Source organism: Acinetobacter sp. WC-743, assembly GCF_000335555.1.
In the GTDB taxonomy this organism is placed as follows: domain Bacteria; phylum Pseudomonadota; class Gammaproteobacteria; order Pseudomonadales; family Moraxellaceae; genus Acinetobacter; species Acinetobacter bereziniae.
This window is the reverse complement of sequence record NZ_AMFQ01000118.1, coordinates 58,324-79,639: the sequence shown is the minus strand read 5'-3', so window position 1 is coordinate 79,639 and position 21,316 is coordinate 58,324. Positions and strand designations below refer to the sequence as shown.

At 37.0% G+C, this 21,316-nt stretch carries 20 protein-coding genes and 1 other RNA gene; 7 read left to right on the top strand and 14 right to left on the bottom strand.

From position 1 onward, the window contains the following. Window positions 1–83: 83 nt before the first annotated feature. Complete coding sequence (locus tag ACINWC743_RS18240) at window positions 84–500, bottom strand: YraN family protein (RefSeq protein WP_009586441.1); 417 nt, start codon at window positions 498–500, stop codon at window positions 84–86. A gap of 11 nt (window positions 501–511) precedes the next feature. After that, on the bottom strand, window positions 512–1,462 hold the full coding sequence (locus ACINWC743_RS18235; RefSeq protein ID WP_035301412.1) for a penicillin-binding protein activator: 951 nt from the start codon (window positions 1,460–1,462) through the stop codon (window positions 512–514). Window positions 1,463–1,472: 10 nt separating this feature from the next. On the opposite strand from ACINWC743_RS18235, the gene rsmI reads away from it, so the two are divergent. Beyond that, window positions 1,473–2,315: a 16S rRNA (cytidine(1402)-2'-O)-methyltransferase gene (gene rsmI / locus ACINWC743_RS18230; RefSeq protein ID WP_004831728.1), complete on the top strand. Its 843-nt coding sequence runs from the start codon at window positions 1,473–1,475 to the stop codon at window positions 2,313–2,315. A 194-nt stretch (window positions 2,316–2,509) separates the two neighbouring features. Further along, entirely contained in the window at window positions 2,510–2,956 is a 447-nt protein-coding gene (lptA, locus tag ACINWC743_RS18225) for a lipopolysaccharide transport periplasmic protein LptA (protein WP_227510936.1), read from the top strand. 73 nt (window positions 2,957–3,029) lie between these two features. Here lptA and ACINWC743_RS18220 read toward each other — a convergent pair whose 3' ends face one another. From ACINWC743_RS18220 to ACINWC743_RS18190, 7 genes are all read right to left on the bottom strand, one after another. Further along, window positions 3,030–3,281 (bottom strand): hypothetical protein, encoded by a 252-nt coding sequence (locus tag ACINWC743_RS18220; protein WP_004831732.1) that lies wholly within the window; start codon window positions 3,279–3,281, stop codon window positions 3,030–3,032. 172 nt (window positions 3,282–3,453) lie between these two features. Next, entirely contained in the window at window positions 3,454–4,695 is a 1,242-nt protein-coding gene (locus ACINWC743_RS18215) for an FAD-dependent monooxygenase (RefSeq protein ID WP_009586452.1), read from the bottom strand. Then, entirely contained in the window at window positions 4,692–5,903 is a 1,212-nt protein-coding gene (gene ubiH, locus ACINWC743_RS18210; protein WP_009586444.1) for a 2-octaprenyl-6-methoxyphenyl hydroxylase, read from the bottom strand. The genes ACINWC743_RS18215 and ubiH overlap by 4 nt, the downstream gene beginning before the upstream one ends. 328 nt (window positions 5,904–6,231) lie before the next feature. Then, a complete protein-coding gene (locus ACINWC743_RS18205) occupies window positions 6,232–9,066 on the bottom strand; it encodes a TonB-dependent receptor domain-containing protein (protein WP_035301410.1) in 2,835 nt (944 codons plus the stop codon). 271 nt (window positions 9,067–9,337) lie between these two features. Beyond that, a complete protein-coding gene (locus ACINWC743_RS18200) occupies window positions 9,338–10,429 on the bottom strand; it encodes a tetratricopeptide repeat protein (protein ID WP_227510937.1) in 1,092 nt (363 codons plus the stop codon). Window positions 10,430–10,677: 248 nt separating this feature from the next. After that, window positions 10,678–12,000 carry a Xaa-Pro aminopeptidase gene (gene pepP / locus ACINWC743_RS18195; protein ID WP_009586496.1) on the bottom strand — a complete coding sequence of 441 codons (1,323 nt, stop codon included), beginning with the start codon at window positions 11,998–12,000 and terminating at the stop codon, window positions 10,678–10,680. 308 nt (window positions 12,001–12,308) lie between these two features. Next, window positions 12,309–12,941: a UPF0149 family protein gene (locus ACINWC743_RS18190; protein WP_009586484.1), complete on the bottom strand. Its 633-nt coding sequence runs from the start codon at window positions 12,939–12,941 to the stop codon at window positions 12,309–12,311. A gap of 64 nt (window positions 12,942–13,005) precedes the next feature. Here ACINWC743_RS18190 and ACINWC743_RS18185 point away from each other — a divergent pair, with 64 nt between their 5' ends. From ACINWC743_RS18185 to ssrS, 3 genes are all read left to right on the top strand, one after another. Then, window positions 13,006–13,557, top strand: coding sequence for a hypothetical protein (locus ACINWC743_RS18185; protein WP_004831739.1), 552 nt, complete (start codon window positions 13,006–13,008; stop codon window positions 13,555–13,557). Window positions 13,558–13,559: 2 nt separating this feature from the next. After that, window positions 13,560–13,844 carry a cell division protein ZapA gene (locus tag ACINWC743_RS18180; RefSeq protein WP_004831740.1) on the top strand — a complete coding sequence of 95 codons (285 nt, stop codon included), beginning with the start codon at window positions 13,560–13,562 and terminating at the stop codon, window positions 13,842–13,844. Between the two features lie 100 nt (window positions 13,845–13,944). After that, a non-coding RNA gene (ssrS, locus tag ACINWC743_RS24020) (6S RNA) lies at window positions 13,945–14,126 on the top strand. A 269-nt stretch (window positions 14,127–14,395) separates the two neighbouring features. On the opposite strand, the gene ACINWC743_RS18175 is transcribed toward ssrS, so the two are convergent. Next, window positions 14,396–14,806, bottom strand: a complete 411-nt coding sequence (locus ACINWC743_RS18175) for a GFA family protein (protein WP_228129117.1) — start codon at window positions 14,804–14,806, stop codon at window positions 14,396–14,398. A gap of 99 nt (window positions 14,807–14,905) precedes the next feature. Then, a complete protein-coding gene (locus tag ACINWC743_RS18170) occupies window positions 14,906–15,112 on the bottom strand; it encodes a hypothetical protein (RefSeq protein ID WP_009586519.1) in 207 nt (68 codons plus the stop codon). Between the two features lie 195 nt (window positions 15,113–15,307). Here ACINWC743_RS18170 and ACINWC743_RS18165 point away from each other — a divergent pair, with 195 nt between their 5' ends. Further along, window positions 15,308–15,739 (top strand): GNAT family N-acetyltransferase, encoded by a 432-nt coding sequence (locus ACINWC743_RS18165; RefSeq protein WP_228129116.1) that lies wholly within the window; start codon window positions 15,308–15,310, stop codon window positions 15,737–15,739. A gap of 621 nt (window positions 15,740–16,360) precedes the next feature. On the opposite strand, the gene ACINWC743_RS18160 is transcribed toward ACINWC743_RS18165, so the two are convergent. The 3 genes from ACINWC743_RS18160 to ACINWC743_RS18150 all read right to left on the bottom strand — a co-directional run bounded on the left by ACINWC743_RS18160 (window position 16,361) and on the right by ACINWC743_RS18150 (window position 20,611). After that, window positions 16,361–18,946, bottom strand: coding sequence for a TonB-dependent hemoglobin/transferrin/lactoferrin family receptor (locus tag ACINWC743_RS18160; protein ID WP_009586478.1), 2,586 nt, complete (start codon window positions 18,944–18,946; stop codon window positions 16,361–16,363). A gap of 143 nt (window positions 18,947–19,089) precedes the next feature. Then, on the bottom strand, window positions 19,090–20,073 hold the full coding sequence (locus tag ACINWC743_RS18155) for a FecR family protein (RefSeq protein WP_009586463.1): 984 nt from the start codon (window positions 20,071–20,073) through the stop codon (window positions 19,090–19,092). After that, complete coding sequence (locus ACINWC743_RS18150) at window positions 20,063–20,611, bottom strand: sigma-70 family RNA polymerase sigma factor (protein ID WP_009586475.1); 549 nt, start codon at window positions 20,609–20,611, stop codon at window positions 20,063–20,065. The genes ACINWC743_RS18155 and ACINWC743_RS18150 overlap by 11 nt, the downstream gene beginning before the upstream one ends. Before the next feature lie 160 nt (window positions 20,612–20,771). On the opposite strand from ACINWC743_RS18150, the gene ACINWC743_RS18145 reads away from it, so the two are divergent. After that, window positions 20,772–21,146: a hypothetical protein gene (locus ACINWC743_RS18145; RefSeq protein WP_009586476.1), complete on the top strand. Its 375-nt coding sequence runs from the start codon at window positions 20,772–20,774 to the stop codon at window positions 21,144–21,146. Window positions 21,147–21,316 lie beyond the last annotated feature (170 nt).

The following is a 21,316-nucleotide window of genomic DNA, read 5'->3' as shown; positions in this document are numbered from 1 at the left end:
ACTGACAACACAACATCCTGATTACTCATTAAGATGTTGGAACATATCTTTTTTTTGATAAAAAACTGTGAGGCAATTCTTCATCACAGATTAATCAAGTCTGCATCCAAAGTAAATGCATTTTCAATCCAAGACTGATCATAAGAGATTTTACTTAAGTCTTGCTGTACGTTTTTTGCAATTTTATGATGTAAATCAAACCCAATTACATCAAAACGACAATAATACTGTTCATATTGCGGATATTCTTGTAAAAACCTAAACGCCGTTTTGATCATTTTTTGTTGCTTAATCAAATTCACTGCTTCAAAGGCATATCCCCTATAGCTTGACGTTCTGGCTTTCACTTCAATAAAAACTAATTCTTGCTGTGTCTCAGCAATAATATCGATTTCGCCAAAGCGAGAAAAATAGTTCAATTTGACAATCGTGTAGCCAGACTGCCGCAATATTTTTACTGCCTCTTGCTCTGCCCATTGTCCTAAATTATTTTTAGCCATCGATCATTCAACTATAAGGGCACTAAGTTATTTTTAGAGCGCTCAAAACATTGTGGAATGCGCTCAACGCGATTACCTTCAATTTTAATTTTTCCTGTCCGCCCATTAAAGGTTAGACTTTTGACATTGGGATCTAACACAAATTGTTCAGCAATGTACCAAGCATCACCACCAAATGCATATAAACGTTGATAAGGTAATGACGTTGGTTGATCCTTATAGGCTTTCACCACATCTTCCCATTCTTTGATATACAAAGCAGGCACATCACAGAACTTCATGCCTTTCGGTAATGTTTTACTTTCATTCACGGCGATCGCTTGAGTATAAATATTCTTTTTCTTTAACTTCTTTAAATTTGCCAACCATTGATTTGACCCAAGCAATAAAATACCTTCACTTGCTTTGGTCGTATTTGGCATCGCATCTACTGGGTCAACTTCTCCTGCATAATTTGCGAAAAGTGCATTTAAAAAGCTGATTGATTCTGCCTCAGTGCCCTTTTCACGAACAACATAAAGTTTGCTCACTTTATCATGCTGAATATAATCCAGAAGTGCTAAAGCATCGTCATTTTTAGACAGACTATATTGCCAAACATTTTTATGGGTCGGATACACCTCATTCAAAGCAAGCACTGGAACTTTAGGTTTTAAATTAATCAATGCTTCTACATCTGGACGTGCCAAAGGACCAATAATCATTTTGGTCTTTTTATTCACATTTTGCTTCAATATGGTTTTGATGGGTTTTTGATCAGAATCGACAAATTTTAATGGAATTTGGTTCTTGGATGCATGAGATGCATTCAATATTCCTTGTTTGATACTTAAACCTGCTCGCGACATGGGACCTGTTTCAGGTAAGATAACAAGAATTTCTGCGTGAACTTGGATTGTAAATCCAATTATTCCCAAACATACCAGTCTTTTAATACTGTTCAACACTATCTTATTTTTCATGGAGACCTTTATGAGTGCTCAATTATTTGTCGTAGCGACCCCAATTGGGCACTTAGATGATATGACTTTCCGTTCTATTGAAGTTTTAAAGTCGGTTTCTATTATTGCGGCAGAAGATACCCGCCAATCCGCTCAATTATTAAAACATTATAATATCTCAACTCCACTTACAGCGTGTCATGATCATAATGAAAGTAACAAAATTGATATACTTATCGAAAAATTAAAGCAAGGTCAAGATATTGCACTGGTCAGTGATGCTGGAACCCCGCTCATTAGTGATCCTGGATTTAAATTGGTTCGTGCTGCACAAGACAATGGAATCCGTGTCATTCCTGTACCGGGCGCTTGCGCTGCAATTGCAGCTTTGTGTGCTGTTGGCTTACCTAGTGACCGTTTTAGTTTTGAAGGCTTTCTATCTTCAAAACAATCTCAGCGCTTAATACAACTAGAAAAATTAAAATATGAAACGCAAACCATGATTATCTATGAAGCGCCCCACCGTATTTTAGACAGTGTCAAAGATATGGCTCAGGTTTTTGGTGAACAACGCCCCGTCGGTTTCGCTCGCGAGATCACCAAGACCTTTGAAACTATTAAAAAAATGACGCTAGGTGAATTGGTGAGTTTTATTGAAAATGATCATCACCAACAAAAAGGTGAGATCGTTTTAGTCATCGGTGGTCTACCTGATGCCAAAGATCAAGATGTTGAACAAGATAAGTTAGATCAACTACTCACACGATTATTACAGGACTTATCTGTTAAAGCTGCATCGCAACTCGCAGCTGATTTAATGGGCATCAAAAAGAAAATTGCTTACCAACGAGCGTTAGAACTCACCAATCAATAATCATGTGATATAACAACAAAAGTAGAATGATCATCATTGAGGAATGGGATGTTTAGTGACTGTTCCTCAATGTATCTAAGAATATGATTGAACATTTATTTTTTATTTATCAGAAATTTTAACTTATGATCAATAAACCAAAGATTCAAATTTTTAAAATATCAAAACCACGACTCTTTTTATTGTCATGGCTGATGACATCATCTTTATTTGCTGCACAAGATCCGGATTTTAATGAACCACTTCAACTGTCAGGTGATTTTGCTCAATTTAATATCCATAACTCCTCTGGCTATTACAAAGGGAACTTTAGCGCCAAACAAGGAAGTATGCAGATCACAGGAAATGAAATACAGCTCAATCAAGATAAAAATAAACAACTTGTGTCTATCATCGCTTTTGGCACCCCTCTAAAACTGAATAAGAGAATCTATAAAACGAAAGAAAACATTCAGGCTTCTGCAAATAAAATGATTTTCGATGCTAAAAAATCAATAATCACTCTAGAAGGTAATGCGATGATTAGAAGTGATGTTGGAAAACAAATTAAAAGTTCAAAAATTACTTATGATTTAATCAGTAATGACTTTGAAGCAATTGGGAATGATCAACAACGTGTCGAAATCATCATGCAACCTTAAACGTTGAATCAAATCAGTCGCCCCTAATCAAATTTTAAAGACATTAAAAAAGCACCTGACGGTGCTTTTAAAATCAATCTCTTGCAGATTCATCAGGGGGAACTTCAGTAATTTTCCCACCACGCGCTAAAAATGCAGCGATTTCATCTTCTAATGCTTCACGTTGTCTTTTTTTCGCAGTCACCGTGAGTGTTTCTGCTTCAGCCAAATCTGTATCAGACACCGTTGATTCACTTACCGCAGCACCTTTTTCCGCTGCTTTAGCTTCATCATCGTCAACTGCATGATCTTCTGAATTATCATCATAATCATTTGTATCTGTCATCTTGAACTCCCCATCAACGACGTCAATTTACCATCCAAAAAATGGTGATGTTTTACAGAGAAATGTACCAATCTCTTGCGGATTCGACTAGTCTCTAGATACATAAAATCGTGTTTTTTTTCATCAAATTCGTAATATTGTTTAAATGATTGTTTAAAAAGTATCAGTCAACTCATGAAATGGCATATTGCGTGCTTTTTAACGTTTCTAATCCACTGGCTTTTGTTAAAAATTGATCTTTTAAAAGCGGAGTATTTTCCACTTGTTTCAGTCCAAAATTACGCGCCCAGATCATAGGAAAGAATTCAGCAGTTTCCAAGAAACCAATCATCGACATGCTATGCATCATGGCATCATTTTGCCCTTTACGAGTGTGTTCATAACGTTTTAAGGTCTGTTGGTGTGCCCACACACCACGCTTTTTATCTTGCAATAAGACATCACAAAGCACTGCCGCATCCAAACAACCTATATTCACTCCTTGCCCAGCCAAAGGATGAATCACATGTGCTGCATCACCAATCAATGCCAACCCTTCCTTGACATAACGCTGCGCTGCGCGTGCTTTGAGTGGAAATTTTGCACGTGGTGTTGCTTCAATTATTTCACCCAACATATGATGACTTTCACGAGTGAGCAACTGGCAAAAATCTACATCATTCAAACTGGCATATTCATCTGCATAATCATCAGGCAGTGTCCAGACAATTGAAATCCAATGCTCAGCTTGTTGAGGATTCAAACTCGCCATCGGTAAAAATGCCAAAGGACCAGTTGGATGGAAAATTTGACGAGCCACATAACGGTGCGGTTGTGTGGTACGAATCGCACAAGTCAAACCTGCTTGCTGATAATCAAGAATATCGTAATCAATAAAAGCCTGCTCACGCACAAATGAGTTTGCCCCATCTGCCCCAATGACTAATTTTGTCTTTAACTGACTGCCATCTGCAAGATGGATTATCCAACAACCAACGCCTTGTTCAACACGAACGACTTTCACCTCGGTACGATAGTCGTTTAATTGTTCCAGCATTTGTTGTTGAATGGCGAGATTTAATAAGCTGGGTTCAACCATTGAACCTAAACTATGTTCATCCGTCGGAAAATTTATGGATTCTTGACCAAAATTAATTTCTCCATAACCATTTTTATTCCAGACTTGCATCCCTGTATAAGGCATCTTTCGGGCAATTTTATCCCAAACATTCACAGTTTTAAGTAAATGAATGGTTGCTTGACTGAGTGCCAAAACTCGTGGATTCGCTTGGGCTAAAACTTTTTGCTCGTCTAAAATGGGTGCTGCGTCTAATACTGTTGCTTGAACACCGCCTTGCGCCAAAAGTAATGCGGTTAAACCGCCTACCAGACCGCCACCAATAACAATAACATCTAAAACATTTTGTTCTATCATGCTTTTAACCCCATTGCGTAATTGGCAACCAAGGGTTTTATTCCAGGGATGACATCAAATGCAACCAACCCTGTATTACGTAATAATTTTAAAACTGGATTCTGATTACTAAAGCCTCGTACAACCGAATCACAAAATTTGATGACCCGTTGTTGATCTGTTAAGCGAGCCTGTTCGTATGCCTTTAACATCTCAGGCTCACCTATATCTTCAGACTTAGCCATTTGTGCTGTGATATAACGCAGCAATACATCAGCATCACGCATGCATAGATTAAATCCTTGCCCTGCCACAGGGTGAATCGTATGTGCCGCATTTCCCATTAAGATCACACGTCCAACCGCCTGTTTATCTGCCAGCACTTGTGACAATGGGAAACTAAAACGTTTGCCTGTTTTTTGGAATTTACCTGCACGATCTCCATAGGTTTGCTGTAAGGCATCCAAAAAATGTTGATCATTCTCTTCCCCTAGCCACTCACCCTCTGTTCCTTTTTTTACTGGCCAAACAACTGAACGGCGGCATTCACCAGGCAAAGGTAATAATGCTAATGGACCTAAGTGGCTAAAGCGTTCAAAACCCACTTGCTGATGCGGTTTAGACGTTTGTACAGTGGTGACAATTGCAACTTGATCATAATCATGTACATCCACACCGATGCCTAAGGCTTGACGGCAAAAAGAGTCTCGACCATCTGCTGCAATCACCAATTTAGCTTTGATTGAATGACTATATTCTTCACCACGACTTGCTTCTATATAAACAAAGTCATTGTCTTGTTTTAAAGAGTTTACTTGCACACCATCAATCAACTCTATAAGAGGTTGTTGTCTTACCTGAGTAAGAAGTACCCGTCCAAGCCATGCATTTTCAATCACTTGCCCAAAGCTTTCGACTTTTTCTTGATCTGCTTTTAAACGGGCTTTACCGAAACTGCCTTGCTCTGTGATATGAACTTCAAGAATCGGGGTTGCATGCTCTTGTAAAGCATTCCACAAACCGAGCTTTTGATAAATTTGTACAGTACGACGTGAAAGTGCTGTATTTCGAGCATCAAAACTTGAATGATAAGCTACAGCATTGTTGTCATCATAATTTGGGTATTTCACCGCTTCTAAGAGCTTTACCGCAATATTCGCTTTCGCCAACATGAGAGCCAAACTCAGCCCAACCATTCCACCGCCAACGATGATGACTTCTTGTTGCATGCTTTGATCCTTTCTATACGTGATTCAGCTTACTGAATACTTATGATCTTGATGAATTTTATCTTACATCAAGCGCGATTATTTTTATATTGAAATAGGAAATTGTTGCTATCATTTGTACTGAATCAATACGTTATTTTAAAAATGGGATAATCAATCAATGAACAATATAAAAAAATAAGGCTGTAATTTATTATATTTAAATCACAGCCTTAAAGTTGTTAAAAGGATGACAATCAAACGAAGCGATTGTTTAATCGATATGCGCTTGAACACAACCAATATTAGAATACTTTAGTTATCTCACGTATCTCATGTAAGACATGGACTAGAACGATAGTTTAAGATTGAGATAATACTGACGACCTCTTAAATCACTATATTTACTCAGATAACCTTTTGTACCAGATAAATCAACCGCGTAGTCATTAAATAGATTTTGGATGCCAAAACCGACTTCTGCAGCGTTAACCTTATTAGATTTGCCAAACGGCAATTTAGCTTTGGCAAAAATATCATGATATAACTGATCATTTATTTTTAGAGTTTTGATGTCTTTTCCTGTCTGATTTAAAATTGCAGTTGCATTAGTTACAGTATATGAACCATAGTATTGTGTAGCCCAACCAAAAGCCCATACATCGTTAGGTTTCAGGTAGATTGATGCATTGGCACGATGCTTTAATGGATAATCATTACTACTTGCCATTGCGACATAATCAACAAAAGGCGTGTCGGCAGTGTCTTGTTGCTTATATTCACTGACATAGGTATACCCTAAATTAAACGAAGTATTTCCGACTGCACTGTCGAAAGCATAACTTAAATTAGTATCAATCCCTTTAGTTTTTAATCCTAATGCATTGAAGACTGCAGTATTTATCGACGTTATATCACCGTTGGCATCACGTTTTATTCGATTGCCGTATTTATCTTGATTATCCAAAATATACTGTGCATTTACCGATGTAATATTATTACTTTTTTTAATCTGATGATAATCCACAGATAACCGCAAGTTTTCAATTATCTCTGGTGTCAAGACCACACCAAAATTATAACTTTTCGATTTTTCAGGGGTAATCGTTGGATTACCGCCTGAAATAATATCTGTGGTCATATCCAATATTTTCCCTGTAACAGGATCTTTAAGTGAAGTGCTAGTATTTTGACTGACCGTCTCTAATGCTAACTGCCCTGCTGTTGGCGTAACAAAACCTTCACTATATGAAGCACGGAACATCATCTGATCATTAGGCTCAAATTTAAAACCAATCGTTGGTGAAATAGCATCAAATTTAGCAGTTCCTGAGTCACTATAGCCCAAAAAATTAGACTTATAACCTGTAGTAGGATCAGCTTTAGGATCATACTGAGGTACTTTTGCTGATACTTTGAAATCCTCATAACGTGCAGCTACCTGCATCTCGAGTGACTTCGCGAAACGGTAATGATGATCTGATGACAGTAAAGGTATACTGAATTCAGTATACACACTTGAAGCTTGAGTTTTACGTTCAGTAGGTTTAACCCAAGGATTATCGACATACTGATGATCAGCATAACCTTCACTTGCATAGCGTCGGTGTTCGATTCCGGTCGCCAATCGAATATCCCCTGCATACCATGTCGCAATTGGTCCTGTTGCCCGTATCGACATGTCATTTAAAGTTTGCTGAGTATTATTTTTAGTATAATGCCAATACTTTTGAATAAGATCAGTCGGTTTCGTGGTGTAGTCTTCAATGAAGTCAATCAAATTATTGGCTGTATCTTTATTCCATTGGGTTGCTCTCGGATTTACATTTCCTTTACGGATATATCTTTGACCAATATCCGATTTACTCCAAGAATAATCACCAGATAGTAACCATTTAGGTGTCAAATCAAAAATAAAACCTGTTGCAGCCTTTTTCTGTGTCGTTTCAAAAGTGTCTTTCGCCCAAGCACCGAAACTGTCTCCATTCAGCGTATAGTTGACCAATACATCTTTACCAAATGGATTATATTGACTGTTTTTGCTTACTGTGACCACACCAAAACCATGTGGTGAACTGTTATAGCCCCAGCCTTTTTCACGATCATAACCTGCCTCAAGAAATACATTGAAACGATCAGTAAAATCACGATTGATTGAGACTCCCACAGACTCAGTATCTGTATCATATAAAATTGGTGAGTCTCCAGACCAACTACTTACCCCTTTTCCTAGACCTAAAGCATAACCTTTTTCTAATGTATTGATATCACCATTCCAACCCTTGGGAATATGTGCAGTTGAAGAACCACTTCCAGGAATCAATTCTGAACCATCTTTGGAACCAATATTGGTGAGATCACCTGCTGGTGGATTTACTGTTGGACCAATAAGTGCATTTGGATTATTTTTTAAAATTCTTTGCCGTTGTTTATCTTTAAAGCCCCGCTCACGGTCTAATAAACCATCCTGACTCTTTTTCGAAGCAGTGAGCATTACGTTAGTACGTCCCTCTTCCAAAGCAAAACCAGAGACAAAGTTAAAGGATTTCACGGGCTGCTGATCATCTGTGGTATTGGCATAACGTAAATCTAAATCTGTACCCACGTAGTCTTTACGCAATACGACATTGATGACACCGCCAACAGCACCACTACCATAAATTGCTGCTGCTGACGTTGGTAAAATCTCGATTCTTTCAATCGCTGCCAGCGGAATATTATTTAAATTGGGCTGTTGTGTGGATTCTGCTGAACCACGATTTCCAGTTCCTGCACTACGACGACCATTGATTAACACCAAGGTTTGGTTTGCACCTAAACCTCGTAGATTAATCTGGCTTGAGGTAGCGCTAAAGTAATCTGAATTATTGGTTGATGTTGCCATTGGAAGTAGCTTTGTAATTGCTTCTGTGACTGTTGTTGTCCCTGAGCGCTCTAACTCCTCTTTCTTGATTATCGTATACGCCTGAACATCATCTTCTGTACGAGGAATGTCCATATTGCCTGATCTATATGCCACAGGTGTTTCATGTAATGCACTAATTGCAATTGTAGGTAGTGCAGATACATTTTGCTGAGTCTCTTGAGCATAATTGTGCTGTGAAAAAATAATGCCTAATATGGAGATGCTTAGTTGAGTCCTGAAAGAAATAAGAGGTTTTGTGTAGTTCGTGTTTTTTTTCATTAAAATTATCATCAATTATGTAAACACAATAAATCATACACAAAAAACCACAAAAGTAAATGATAATAATTATCATTTGTATTAATGATTTTAAAATACTCCCTTCTTCTAAACTTTAAGTTATGGAGTTTTTAATCAAAAATGAAAAGACTATTTATCGTCGAGACAATTCAGCAAAAATAATCTTATCTTATTGAAATATCAAATTATTATTTAACTCAACAATAAGAAATATATTTTGGCATCTCAGATTTAAAATAAAAACGAACGATTATTTCCGCAACTCATCCAAACGTTTTTGAGCATCTTCATTAAAATGACTAGCTGCCTGATAGTACCAGCGCATTGCCATTTTGATATCCGCGGCAAAACCATATCCATACTCATACATTAGACCTAGTTTATAGGGTGCAACAGCATGTCTTTGTTTCGCTGCCTTACGGTAAAGGATTGCTGCTTCAGCAAAACTTTGTTCTACACCTTCACCCAATTCGTACATTTCCCCCAACACAGTTAGCGCATCAGCGTTTCCATTGGTGGCGGCTTTAGATATCCATTGCAAAGCTTGTTCTAGGTCTTTTTCGACACCTTTTCCTGCTTTAAAAAGTAATCCTAGATGAAGTTGCCCGCAATGATCATTTTGATTAGCAGTTTTTTGGTACCAATATCGTGCTTTTTCAATATCTTGTTCAATACCATGACCCTGCTCATACATCATGCCCAGTTCATTCTGAGCCGGTACATCGTTCTTTTCTGCTCGTTTTAAAATTCGGTCATACGCTGGAATTGTGTTGTAATCAATTTTCAAAGACTGCTTAACCTTACAATCACCATCAATAATATCAAAACCTAAGAAGTGTTCGAACATCTCTACCATCAGTACACGAGCCAATCTTGTGTGATACATCGTCTGATTTTTTAAAGTAATATGGTAATATTTAAAATAATTTTCATGATCCTCAATGTGCTCTAATGAAAACTTAGGATCCGTTATTTTTTCTTTTTTTATTTTCCCATTTTCTACATATTCATGTTCATAATAGATTGAAAAATCAAGCCATACTTTCTCAAAATCTTGCACCTCACCCTCAAAATACAGATCTTCATCTTCTTCCTGTAGCATCCTTCTAACTTCATGATTATTTTTGTAAATCAGATAACTATAACTATCACAACTGTCGACACATTCGAAGAAAATAATCCAATCGTTAAAAGGCAAATCAACAACGAGTTCTTGCCATAACTCAGGGTGATTATATGCTGAATAAAAAATATCGATATTATCAATAATTACAAAGTTATCGTGTATCAGCTCAATTCGAATTGTAGTATAGCTTTCAATAATTTCAACTTCATGTTGCATCCATGTATAAATCATTGTTTTGATTTCTTGGATGTCACCTTGGAATGGAAATACCATTCCAGTCATTCGAGTACCCATCGTTTTTATAATCTTAAGCAAAATATCAAAGCAACTTCATATCTGATCAAGATCAAAAATGATTGAGTTGATATGTTTAATTTAGAAAAAAGCGCAATATCGTCAAAATATTGCGTTTGTTGAAGCCATTTCAATGCAATGGCTCAGTCGAACATCAATAATTAACATACTCAGTTGTGGGATGCCATCAAGGCTTCAATATCCTCAATCGTTTTCACAACATTCTTGGTCAACACCAAAGGACCGTGTTCGGTTGCCACGACATCATCTTCAATTCGGATACCAATGCCACGCCATTTTTCCTCGACAGTTTCATCATCTGGCGCAATATATAGACCCGGCTCTACTGTAACCACCATGCCTTGCTCATAGGTTCGCCATTGACCATTGTCATCTTTATAAGCACCAACATCATGTACATCCATACCTAACCAATGCCCAGTTCCATGCATATAGAACTGACGATAACTTTCAGATTCGATAATTTGATCAACATCACCTTGCATAATTCCAAGTTCAACCAAACCTTCAACCAGAATTCGTACTGCTACCGTATGCGGTTCTTTATAGGAGTTTCCAATTTGAATCGCTTCTATCGCTGCAGTTTGTGCATCTAAAATAATTTGATACAAGGCTTTTTGTTCAGGACTAAACTTACCATTGACTGGAAAAGTCCGTGTAATGTCTGAGGCATAACATTCATATTCACATGCAGCATCAATTAAAACCAAATCACCGTTTTTTAGGGGCTGATTATTTTCTACATAATGTAAAATACAGCCATTTTTACCACCACCGACAATGCTGTTATAGGCAGGGACACAACCATGCTGACCGAAAATATAATTCAATTCAGCTTCTAAAGCATATTCCATCATTTCGGGACGAACTGTTTGCATGGCACGGGTATGCGCATCCGCACTAATATTTGCTGCGATTTGCATCAATTCAATTTCTTCAGCTGATTTATGCAAACGCATTTCATCTAAAATCTGATCAAGTTGCATAAGCTGTGTTGGCACGCCGAAACCACGACTGGATTCTTGTGCTTTGGAAATCCAATGCGTTATTTTGGCATCAAACTCTGCTCGTTGACCAATCCGATAGAATAGTTTTTCTTTATTGAGGATTTTGGCAATAATCTCTTCATCAAGCAGATCTATGGCATATGCTTCATCTGCTTCATAGTCATCAATTGCTCCATCAATTCCTGCTCGATAACCATTCCAAATTTCCATTTCACGGTTTCGCTCACGGCAAAATAGACTATAAATATACATTTCACCAGTTTCATCTGTTTCGAACACTGCTACTGCTTGAGGTTCGGCAAAACCTGTAAGATAAAAGAAACTACTGTCTGCACGAAACTTATAGTCAGCATCTCTATTTCGCATGACTTCCGGACTAGTGGCGATAATTGCAATACTATTGGGACCCATTTGTTCAGCCAGGCGGTCACGACGTTCCTGAAAATCTGCTTGAGTTAATTTCATTCTCTATTCAGCTTGTCTTTCAGTTCATTAAATCAATTGGTGAATGTTTAAATTACAGTTTGATTGGGTAAGATGTAAATACGAATACAACAATATTTATCCATTTATTTTAAAAACAAAATCAGCAGTATTCTATGAGATTGATTGATCGATCCTTATCAATATCCTTAAAATGACTTGGTTTGGTGATCAAAATATATCCGCATATCATGATAAAAAAATGGCTGATTGTGCTCTCTAAATTTTAGAGATTTATACAATCAACCATTTCATTAAAACTTAGCAGTGCTTCATCTTGAACAAAAAATTTAACTTGGACGGTGTGGTGTAAACATTTCGACCACATTGTTACTTTCAGATGAGTCTATAGCTTGCTTCATTTTGCTATGGAAATTTTGCAACAAAGGGCTTTCTGAAACTGGTACTTTTTTGCGCCCTACAGATAGGGATACTGGAATCAAGCGAACAAACTCGTATAACTCTTCATAGCTTGCTTCACCCTCTTCATCGTCATCTGATTCATCAAACTCAACAGATGCCACATCTTTTAAACTTTCAATTAACTCTTGTTCGTCTGAACGAATGTGACCTGAAGCCAAACCAAAACCTAAAACTACACCAGCACACCAGTCAGCCAAAGCTTGAACACGCTCCGATAAAGTATGTTCATCATCTGGAAGCATCGGAAGATAGTCTAAATCATCTTCAGCAAGCGCATGTGACACATCTTCGGTTTCATCTGAGAGTACAGCCAATGCTTCATCGTCTAATTTTGGTACATCCAACGTCGATAAAATTTGTAACCATTCATCTCGGGTTGGTACTTCGGTAACACAAACTATACCTGTTAATAAGCCATGTAACTCACTCGGGCTTGAAATTTCCTCAATCCCTTTAAAATTTTGGTTCCAATCTGACCAACCTGAAATATCGTCTTGCATTCGCTTATCCAATCTCTATACTTCTGTATATATTACCTTTGATTGCAAATCTGTGCGACCCGTTATGTTAGAACAATTACAGCGTCTACAAACGCATATTGGTGTTTTAAAAACACGAATCGAGACTGTTGAGAAAGAAAATGCATCGCTGTTAAAAGAAAAAGATAACAGTGAAGAGCAAGCTCACGCTCAAATCAGCCATAAAAACAGTATTATTACCCAAAAACAAGATGAAATTGATTCGCTCACTGAACAGCTTGCTCAGTTGCAAAATCAATTTCAACAGCTCAACACTGATGCCTCATCTTTAGCTGAACGCTATAGCCGTTTAGAAAAAAGCTGTACAGATTTAAAAAATCGTTTTCAGGAAATTTTAGCCGAACGTAATGAATTACGCGTGGTTAAAGAGAAAATGGCAAATGAACAGCGCCATCATTTGCAGGACATTAAAAACCTGCAAGATGAGCGTGAACGTTTAATCCAAAAAAATGAACATGCAAAGACCAAAGTTGAAGCGATTATTCAACGTCTTTCTATTTTAGGGACTGAACAAGATCATCATGCGCAAGAGATTCAACAACTTGCTCATCCTTCAGAATCTAATGAGGAAGTATAATTATGTCTGAACATGTTACCGTAGAATTGCGTTTAATCGAACAGACTTTCCGTCTAGGTACGACAACAGAAAAAAGGCACGAGTTAGAACGTGCTGGTCAGCTGTTAAATGATAAGTTTCAAGAGTTCCGTCGCAAAGCACCCAACGTTGAACATAATAAGTTGGTGATTATGGTGGCGTTAGAGTTAATGCAAGAAGTTTTGAGCATGAATAAAACGTTACAAGAATACGCACAATGCGAACGTTTATTAGAAGCAATGCTCGAAGATGTTGAAAAAGCGGGCTAAACCGCTTTTTTTTCGTGCATTTGATTTCATTTTTTTATCTATATTTATAATTTGTGACCTTTGATGATTTGCCACAAACATCAGATTATGTATACTTAATACAACTCTGGGGTGTTCGCCAGTACGTCTATTCCCCTGCCGATACTTAAACTTATGGATGTGTTCTGTATATTTTGAGTGTATGCCCACCGCGAGTGGGAAACCCAGTAAGTGTACGTCACGTCCACCTTGAACTCATCGGGTTCAGGGTAACGACCATGCAGCGGCATCACCGGAGTACTTATTTTTATTATAAAAATTTAATGTTTAAAATTCATTCTAGTTCTCTGACGATTCTCTTTATACTGTATCCTCTTAAAATTTTCATGTTTTGATTTATATGGTCATTTCAATTGTATGATCCGCATAATCCTTACACTTATAACTCAACATCACATTAGGTTCTCAATTTAAGACCTGATACTTCATAAATACGTTCATTCAAACACAACACAGATCAACTTCATATTTTGACTTGAAAAACTTGATATTTTGCTAAAGCTTGATTGTGTCTATTTATGATTTAGCGCTTCATAGCAAAGATAGCCTGTTACACCACCACCCCCATCTTTCGGGTGCTGGATACCATCCATAACTGGAACTTTTTCAAAATCAAACGGTGAGACTCCAACGATACAGGAAACATTCACTCCAAACTGCTTAGGATTGGAGCGACGTTGATGAAAAGTATAAATTCCACAAACTGAACAAAAATAATGTGCAGCTTGTTTTGTGTTAAATCTATACTCTGTTAATTTATCACGACCTTCATAAACATTTATTCCTGAAAGTGGAGCAGACACGGCTACAGCTCCCCTCATACGACAAAATGAACAATTACAACGTCGTATTGTCTCAAAATTATCTGACAACTCTACGGTGAATTTCACTGCCCGACAGTGGCATTGCGCATTTAAAGTCATATTCATTCAGTTATTAAAGTCATGTTTATTATGTCTAAAATAAGCAATAACACTGAGAAAAAGCAAAATATTTCACTAATATTAGATAAAGAATCAATATTAATTTTCTTTATGGTTTTTCTTCAAATCTGGTCTTACCATGTAAATATTATTCTGCAATTCAAAAATATGACTTAAAGCCTTTGCTATAAATAAAATATTTTCTCTATGATCTAAATCAGGGACTTCTTGTATTCTTTTAGGAATACTATCCAGTTTCAAGGCAATCTCGTATAAATCTGAATAAATAGTTTCTAAGGTGCTCATTTATAGTCTCTTACAGGAATTTTGGCTCATGCCCCTACAGGTCATTAAAAGTCTTTTTTAATCATTGATTTTATCTTTATAAAATCACAAAAAGGGCAACCAGTAAACTCACACATTTCTTGAATATTGATACTGCATAGACAAATCTAATCATCTGAAATATTGCTATAGTATTTATCCGAATGACAAGAGTAGATGGATATAATGTTAATTCGCCTCGCCAGTGAAGCCGATCTCAAATATTTAATAGCGATTGATAGTGTTGCCTTACATGAGGCACAACGGGTATTACAAATTCACGCTTGGTGTGCTCAAAGTACATGTTTTCTTGCTGAAAAGGATGGCGAAATCATGGGTTATGGTGTTTTAAATTACCATTTCTTTGGATGTGGCTTTATTGAAATGTTAATGGTTGGAGAGCATTATCGTCGTCATGGCATCGGACTTGCCTTACTGAATGGTTTGAAGTCAAAATGCCTACATCCTAAGCTTTTTACCTCCACCAATCGTTCTAATTTACCTATGCAACGCTTGTTACGCACTTCTGGATTTATAGAAAGTGGTCAAATTGAAAATCTTGATGAGGATGATCTAGAATTAGTATTTTTTATTCCAATCCCCCAATAAGTTACTTTTAAGCAGTCGCATTTCTAACTTTTAGGGCAATCCGTCACTACTGCTTTCAGATTGAAAGGCGGAACGATAGCTCGATATGATTTAATCAATGAAGACTACATTTATATATTAAATCATAAAGTAAAAATTGGTCATTGAGTTCTTGGGCTAATTGTTAGAATCAAATTGTAATTATTTACCACTTTTTAGAGTTTGCAATAAGAAAATTAATTTCAAACAATATCAATGACAAATAAAAAAATACCCACTTGATGGAGTAAAGTGGGCGATAAAAACTGCGTATATAGTTGAAGCACAACCTTCAGCACTATGATTTGAATATGGCAAAGAAAACTTTAAAATTCAAGTTTATTTTTTACCCATTGGTAAATTTTTACGATCATTAAGTAACCAAAATGTAATTTAAAAAAATGATGATTAATACTTGGTTTACGTGTAAAAATAAAGTTTTGTTATTTCAATCGCTTGTAATTCCAATAGCTTATCAGTAACCCAAAACACATCATCTTTTCAATACGTTTAGATCCAACAAGATATAAGTAGCCCATTTTCAATGAAACCCTATGGGCTACTCATGAGAGATACTAAGTGTTCAACATCCAGACTTCAACTTTAGAATTTTTGAGAAATACTGAACTTATAATCGCGCCCTGTACCCGTCATATATTCACCTAAATACATTTTATAGTCTCGATTAAACAAATTATCTATAGAGAAATTAAGTGTTGGTCCTTTCTCACCCACAGGTTGCCAATCTGCATATACGCCATGAAGCGAGTAGCCTTTGGTTTTAGGTAAAGAAAAAGAAGATGCAGCAATTGATTTATCATTATCAGATAAACTTCTGTCTTGAGCCGCAACAAAAATTCCTCTCCATCCCATGGTTAAGTGATGCTCAGGCACATTTACCCCTAAAGTTGCTGTGGCTTTTTTAGGTGGGATATCAACCATCCATGTTTTTTGGTCAAACCATGGATTCACAGGTGAATTATCACGTTGCCCACGAATATATGAATAAGTTAAACCAGCAAACCAAGTCGGTTGATTGTAGAAAACTTCAGCTTCATAGGCTTTAATGGTGTAATCGGTAACGTTTCGATAGAAACCATGATTGTAATTACCATTGCAGTCTTTAACACTGCCCTCACCTGTACTTGCATTATTTTCTGCTTGGGCTTGGCAAAAGGTTGAACGGTTTCTAAATATTTCGTCAGCACCACGATTGCGATGATAGGTCAATCGTACTTGCAGATGATCATCTGTACTGAACAAATCATCAAAATTCATTTCATTACCGATACGTATCGCCAGCATTTTTTCAGGAAGCAAATAACGACTGGTCGATGGAACAGTGGTTGCCGCTGATTGCACATAATACTGCTCATCAACACGAGGAGCACGCCATGTCTTACTCACATTGGCAAACCATGTCATGTAGTCTGTTTGCTTCCAAGACATTGCCAAACGAGGTGACCAACCTGTATAGGTTTTACTTGAGTAATCATGTCCTGCGCTAGGATCATTATAGCGTGATGCTCGATTGGGTTTTCCTGTGTTTTCAATATGATCGTAACGTAACGATGGTGTGATAATGATATTATTGAACTGATATTGATCTTCAACAAATGCGCTCAACATTTGCTGATCGCCTGCTGGCATATAATTGGGTTCATAATAGCCAAAATTATAATCAGGCTTGGTCACATTGGTTTTATCAAAAATCAGGGAATTCTGTTCCATCTTTTGATATTGCGTACCGAATTTTAACTTATGAGTACCATATTTAGTTTCTATATCACTGATATTACTGAGTTTAAATACTGTATTGGTATAGGTTACCCAACTTTCATTGCCTAAAAGTGCTGCTGAACCATTTACGCTTGGTAGTCTTTGGTCATGCTGATAGGTTTTTGAATATGAAACAACCCCTTTGAGATTCAAATATGGATTATCTGCTGGATTAAACTCATAATTTGCTGAATAACTGGTATCTTCCTGATCACGATAAACCAAGCGTCGTTTCCATGCTTCATCATAGCCATATTTTGCAATATCTGCCTGTGTAGGCACAGCATCCTGATCACGCATGGCAGCAAATGGCTCCCAGCCCTCATGTCCGCTGCGCATAGCATTGAGAGAGATTTTATGTCCATCCGCAGGATAAAAATTAAGTTTTGCTAAGTAGGTCTCTTGCTCTTGGGCAGAGTATAAAAATGTACTGCCATCTGGACGTTTAACATTACCACTGTCCCGATTGGTATAATAAAACAGACCATCTACGACGCCATTATCAGCTTTACCATATACCGCACCGGTGTAGGTATTTTGGCGATTATTTGAATATCGAGAATACTTTAAAAAAGTCCCTAAATTTTTATCTTTATCTAACAAATCTGTCGCATCTTTGGTTTCTAAAGTTACCTTCCCACCAAAACCACCATTTCCAACTTCAACATTATGCGGACCTTTATCTACAGTGATTTTCTTTAAAATTTCAGGTTCTATAAATACCGATCCCTGACGATATTTATCAAAACTTTTTACAGAATCATCTAAAGTAATCGGAACATCTGCCACGCCACCCATACCCAGAATATTGATCGTTTGACCACCGGGGCGAGGAGATCCAGCAGACCCAACACTTGGCATGTTATCTAAGAGTTGTGCCACATTATTGGCCTGATAACGATCAATTGCTTTTTGGTTTAAAACACTTTGTCCAAACTTAATTGTATCTTTTTGAACGGCTTCTACCACAATCGGCGTCATTTGATAAATTTGATTTTGCCCATTCTGATTTGAAGGCAGATTTTTGTCTAAACTCACTTTTTCATGGTTAATTACAGGGGCACTTTCAACACTGGGCTTTTCCATTAATACATAGCCAGCTGAAGTTTTTTGGATTTGAAAGGGGGTATTTTGAACCAACATTGTAAATATCTGGTCTAAGGTGTATTTACCTTGGATACTTTTAACTTGGTAACGATTGGTTTTGTTGGGATCAAGCAATAATGAAACATTGGCTTGTTGTGCCAAACTGTTTAAAGCTTGAGTGAGTGAACCACGCTGCACTTGATAGAAAGTCATGGGCACAGCAGTTTCTGCGTAAATTTGTGTACTGATGACTCCCATAGACAAGGCTATGGCAGCGGTCAATGCGAGCGGTTTTATGGCATTTCGATATAAAGACTGGGACATTTTGAAGCCACCTAAAGTCAAATGATAATCATTCACTTCATTCAGTTAAAAAAAATATGTGTTCTAACTTATATGACGAAGACCACACAAAAAAACCGCAATGAATGGTCATTTTTTTTAGAGCATACTGTTTAAACGTTTTATCACTCTGCACTTATTGCAATCACATGTTGCCCTATTTTTTTGATTTTTAAAGGATACTGTGTTGCCAAGAGCGCAAGTGTCAGTTCCAAATCTTGTTGAGTATTAATCACACCGCTCACTTTGTATTGCGCTAAAGTTGCTTGGTTAAATAATAAATATTGGTGATGATAGCGCCCTAAACGGCTGAGTAAATCTGACAGTGGTAAATCATTCGCCAAGATTTGCTGTTTCTGCCAAGCGAATTCTGTTGATGCAGTATCTATTTTAGTTATCTGACTTAAACCTTGTGAATCCGCTGTGATATTTTCACCTTGCTGAACTACTTTAGACAAAGGAGCTGCCTGCAAAGCCGTCGCTTCGACTTTAGAATGCAGCATATTCAATACACTGCGCTTTGGATATTGATTCACAATAAAGCGAGTTCCTAATGCCTTATAATCTGCTTGTGGCGTGTGGATAATCAGTGGTCTATTTGGATCTTTGGCAACATCGATATAAATGTCACCCTGAACTAAGTCAATCTGGCGTTTATCTGCTTTGAAATCCAATTTAATTGCAGATCGTGCCCCCAAAGATACTTTTGAGCCATCCTCCAAAGTGAATGACTGCATTTCACCTATATCTGTTTTTAAATCAGCTGTATAGTAAGAGAATATTGTTGAGTGATAAGCAAAATATGTTGCACTTCCTATACTTAAACAAAGTACAAAAACTTTGGTAAATAATTTCTGGATTTCCGTTTTACTCTGCTGACTGATTTGCATAGAGTGATGAACATTCTGACTGGAAATACCATGTGTCATCGAAAGCTGTTGCATCGTTTCAGAAAAACTCAGCATTTCATCTAATTGATCCTGATATTCAGGATATTGATTGCGCCAAAGATCAAATTCAATCTGAGCCTGACGGCGCTCCTCTTGATCATCCGCATTTAAGCGAACAATCCACAGCGCCATATCTTTACGCAACTGTTTAGCGTTCATCTTGCTCCAGCTCAAGCAGATTATTTTTCGCTTCGTAACATAGTTGTAGACATTCAGCTAAATACAATTGTGTACTACGCAATGATCGACCAATCTCTAAGGCAACCTCACTTTGACTATAACCTTCAAAGTAATACATGATAAAAGCCTTACGCATCAGCGGGGTGGTATTTTGTAGCGCAACCGTCAAAAAGTCTAAAATTAACACTGCTTCTTCGATTTGATTGGATGACAGCAAGCTTTCTTGTTCATCTACGTGTTGCTTTAGGGTCTCTAAATAATTTTGCTCTAAGATATAACGACGGTGCTTATCAATAAGCAAATGTTTAGCCACATTGACCAAATAGGCTCGAGGTTCTTGAATGGAAAATAGCTGTTTGGTTTGCAACAGTTTTACAAAAGTATCTTGAACCAAATCAGCTGCGCTAAATGGATACTTGATCCTTAAGCTTAGCCACTGACGAAGCCAATCATGATGATCCAGATACATTTCTTGCAGTAACTGCTGACGTGATTGAGTTGTGGGAGTCTGAATCATAAAATGTAGTGCGCAAATACAAACAATAATAATTATCGTTTACATAACAACTTTTGTAAATGCTCTAACCGACAACTTTTTGTCCTTTATTGAATGGACTTTTTTAAGAAATTAATTGATAATGATTATCAATTGCATTATTTAAAATTTGGTGAATATTGTGGAACAGCCTACTCTAGCAACAGAAGCCATCCGAGCATTTTTCACACTACAATGCTGTTGGCTAAATAATGAAGAAATTTATCTTGAAAAAGGTTGTTTACATTGTGGTTCTGCAGCCACCTATTTAATTTACTTTACCAATACACCAATTCAAAACTTATTGTTGAATTTTATTCAAAAATACAATTGTCATCATAGCCGTAAATTGGACTTACTTGATCTGTTAGATTTTGAAGAACAATACAATGATTTCCTGCAAATCTTAGAAAACGCTGTTAACAGTTACGCTTGCCAATATCAAAATCGTCCAAGAGTACTTGCCTTTGAACAGGTTGATTCTATTTTTGAGCGAGAAGCTGCAGTTGCATGTTAAAGCGCTATATATTAAATCGTAGTAAGCCAAATCAATACACGGCTTAATTCTCAAAGTTTCAACGATGACTCAAATCATTGAAGCTTATAACCGTGCCCTGCTCTCTTTGATTAATTCAAAAATCAAGCATCATAAATCATATTGAAAGCGCCCTATTCTCAAAGAACAAG

Bases quoted from the DNA above. Each gene is read 5' to 3' on its own strand.
- ACINWC743_RS18240 (WP_009586441.1), bottom strand. From the start codon at position 500: ATGGCTAAAAATAATTTAGGACAATGGGCAGAGCAAGAGGCAGTAAAA.
- ACINWC743_RS18235 (WP_035301412.1), bottom strand. From the start codon at position 1,462: ATGAAAAATAAGATAGTGTTGAACAGTATTAAAAGACTGGTATGTTTG.
- rsmI (WP_004831728.1), top strand. From the start codon at position 1,473: ATGAGTGCTCAATTATTTGTCGTAGCGACCCCAATTGGGCACTTAGAT.
- lptA (WP_227510936.1), top strand. From the start codon at position 2,510: ATGACATCATCTTTATTTGCTGCACAAGATCCGGATTTTAATGAACCA.
- ACINWC743_RS18220 (WP_004831732.1), bottom strand. From the start codon at position 3,281: ATGACAGATACAAATGATTATGATGATAATTCAGAAGATCATGCAGTT.
- ACINWC743_RS18215 (WP_009586452.1), bottom strand. From the start codon at position 4,695: ATGATAGAACAAAATGTTTTAGATGTTATTGTTATTGGTGGCGGTCTG.
- ubiH (WP_009586444.1), bottom strand. From the start codon at position 5,903: ATGCAACAAGAAGTCATCATCGTTGGCGGTGGAATGGTTGGGCTGAGT.
- ACINWC743_RS18205 (WP_035301410.1), bottom strand. From the start codon at position 9,066: ATGAAAAAAAACACGAACTACACAAAACCTCTTATTTCTTTCAGGACT.
- ACINWC743_RS18200 (WP_227510937.1), bottom strand. From the start codon at position 10,429: ATGCAACATGAAGTTGAAATTATTGAAAGCTATACTACAATTCGAATT.
- pepP (WP_009586496.1), bottom strand. From the start codon at position 12,000: ATGAAATTAACTCAAGCAGATTTTCAGGAACGTCGTGACCGCCTGGCT.
- ACINWC743_RS18190 (WP_009586484.1), bottom strand. From the start codon at position 12,941: ATGCAAGACGATATTTCAGGTTGGTCAGATTGGAACCAAAATTTTAAA.
- ACINWC743_RS18185 (WP_004831739.1), top strand. From the start codon at position 13,006: ATGTTAGAACAATTACAGCGTCTACAAACGCATATTGGTGTTTTAAAA.
- ACINWC743_RS18180 (WP_004831740.1), top strand. From the start codon at position 13,560: ATGTCTGAACATGTTACCGTAGAATTGCGTTTAATCGAACAGACTTTC.
- ACINWC743_RS18175 (WP_228129117.1), bottom strand. From the start codon at position 14,806: ATGACTTTAAATGCGCAATGCCACTGTCGGGCAGTGAAATTCACCGTA.
- ACINWC743_RS18170 (WP_009586519.1), bottom strand. From the start codon at position 15,112: ATGAGCACCTTAGAAACTATTTATTCAGATTTATACGAGATTGCCTTG.
- ACINWC743_RS18165 (WP_228129116.1), top strand. From the start codon at position 15,308: ATGGATATAATGTTAATTCGCCTCGCCAGTGAAGCCGATCTCAAATAT.
- ACINWC743_RS18160 (WP_009586478.1), bottom strand. From the start codon at position 18,946: ATGTCCCAGTCTTTATATCGAAATGCCATAAAACCGCTCGCATTGACC.
- ACINWC743_RS18155 (WP_009586463.1), bottom strand. From the start codon at position 20,073: ATGAACGCTAAACAGTTGCGTAAAGATATGGCGCTGTGGATTGTTCGC.
- ACINWC743_RS18150 (WP_009586475.1), bottom strand. From the start codon at position 20,611: ATGATTCAGACTCCCACAACTCAATCACGTCAGCAGTTACTGCAAGAA.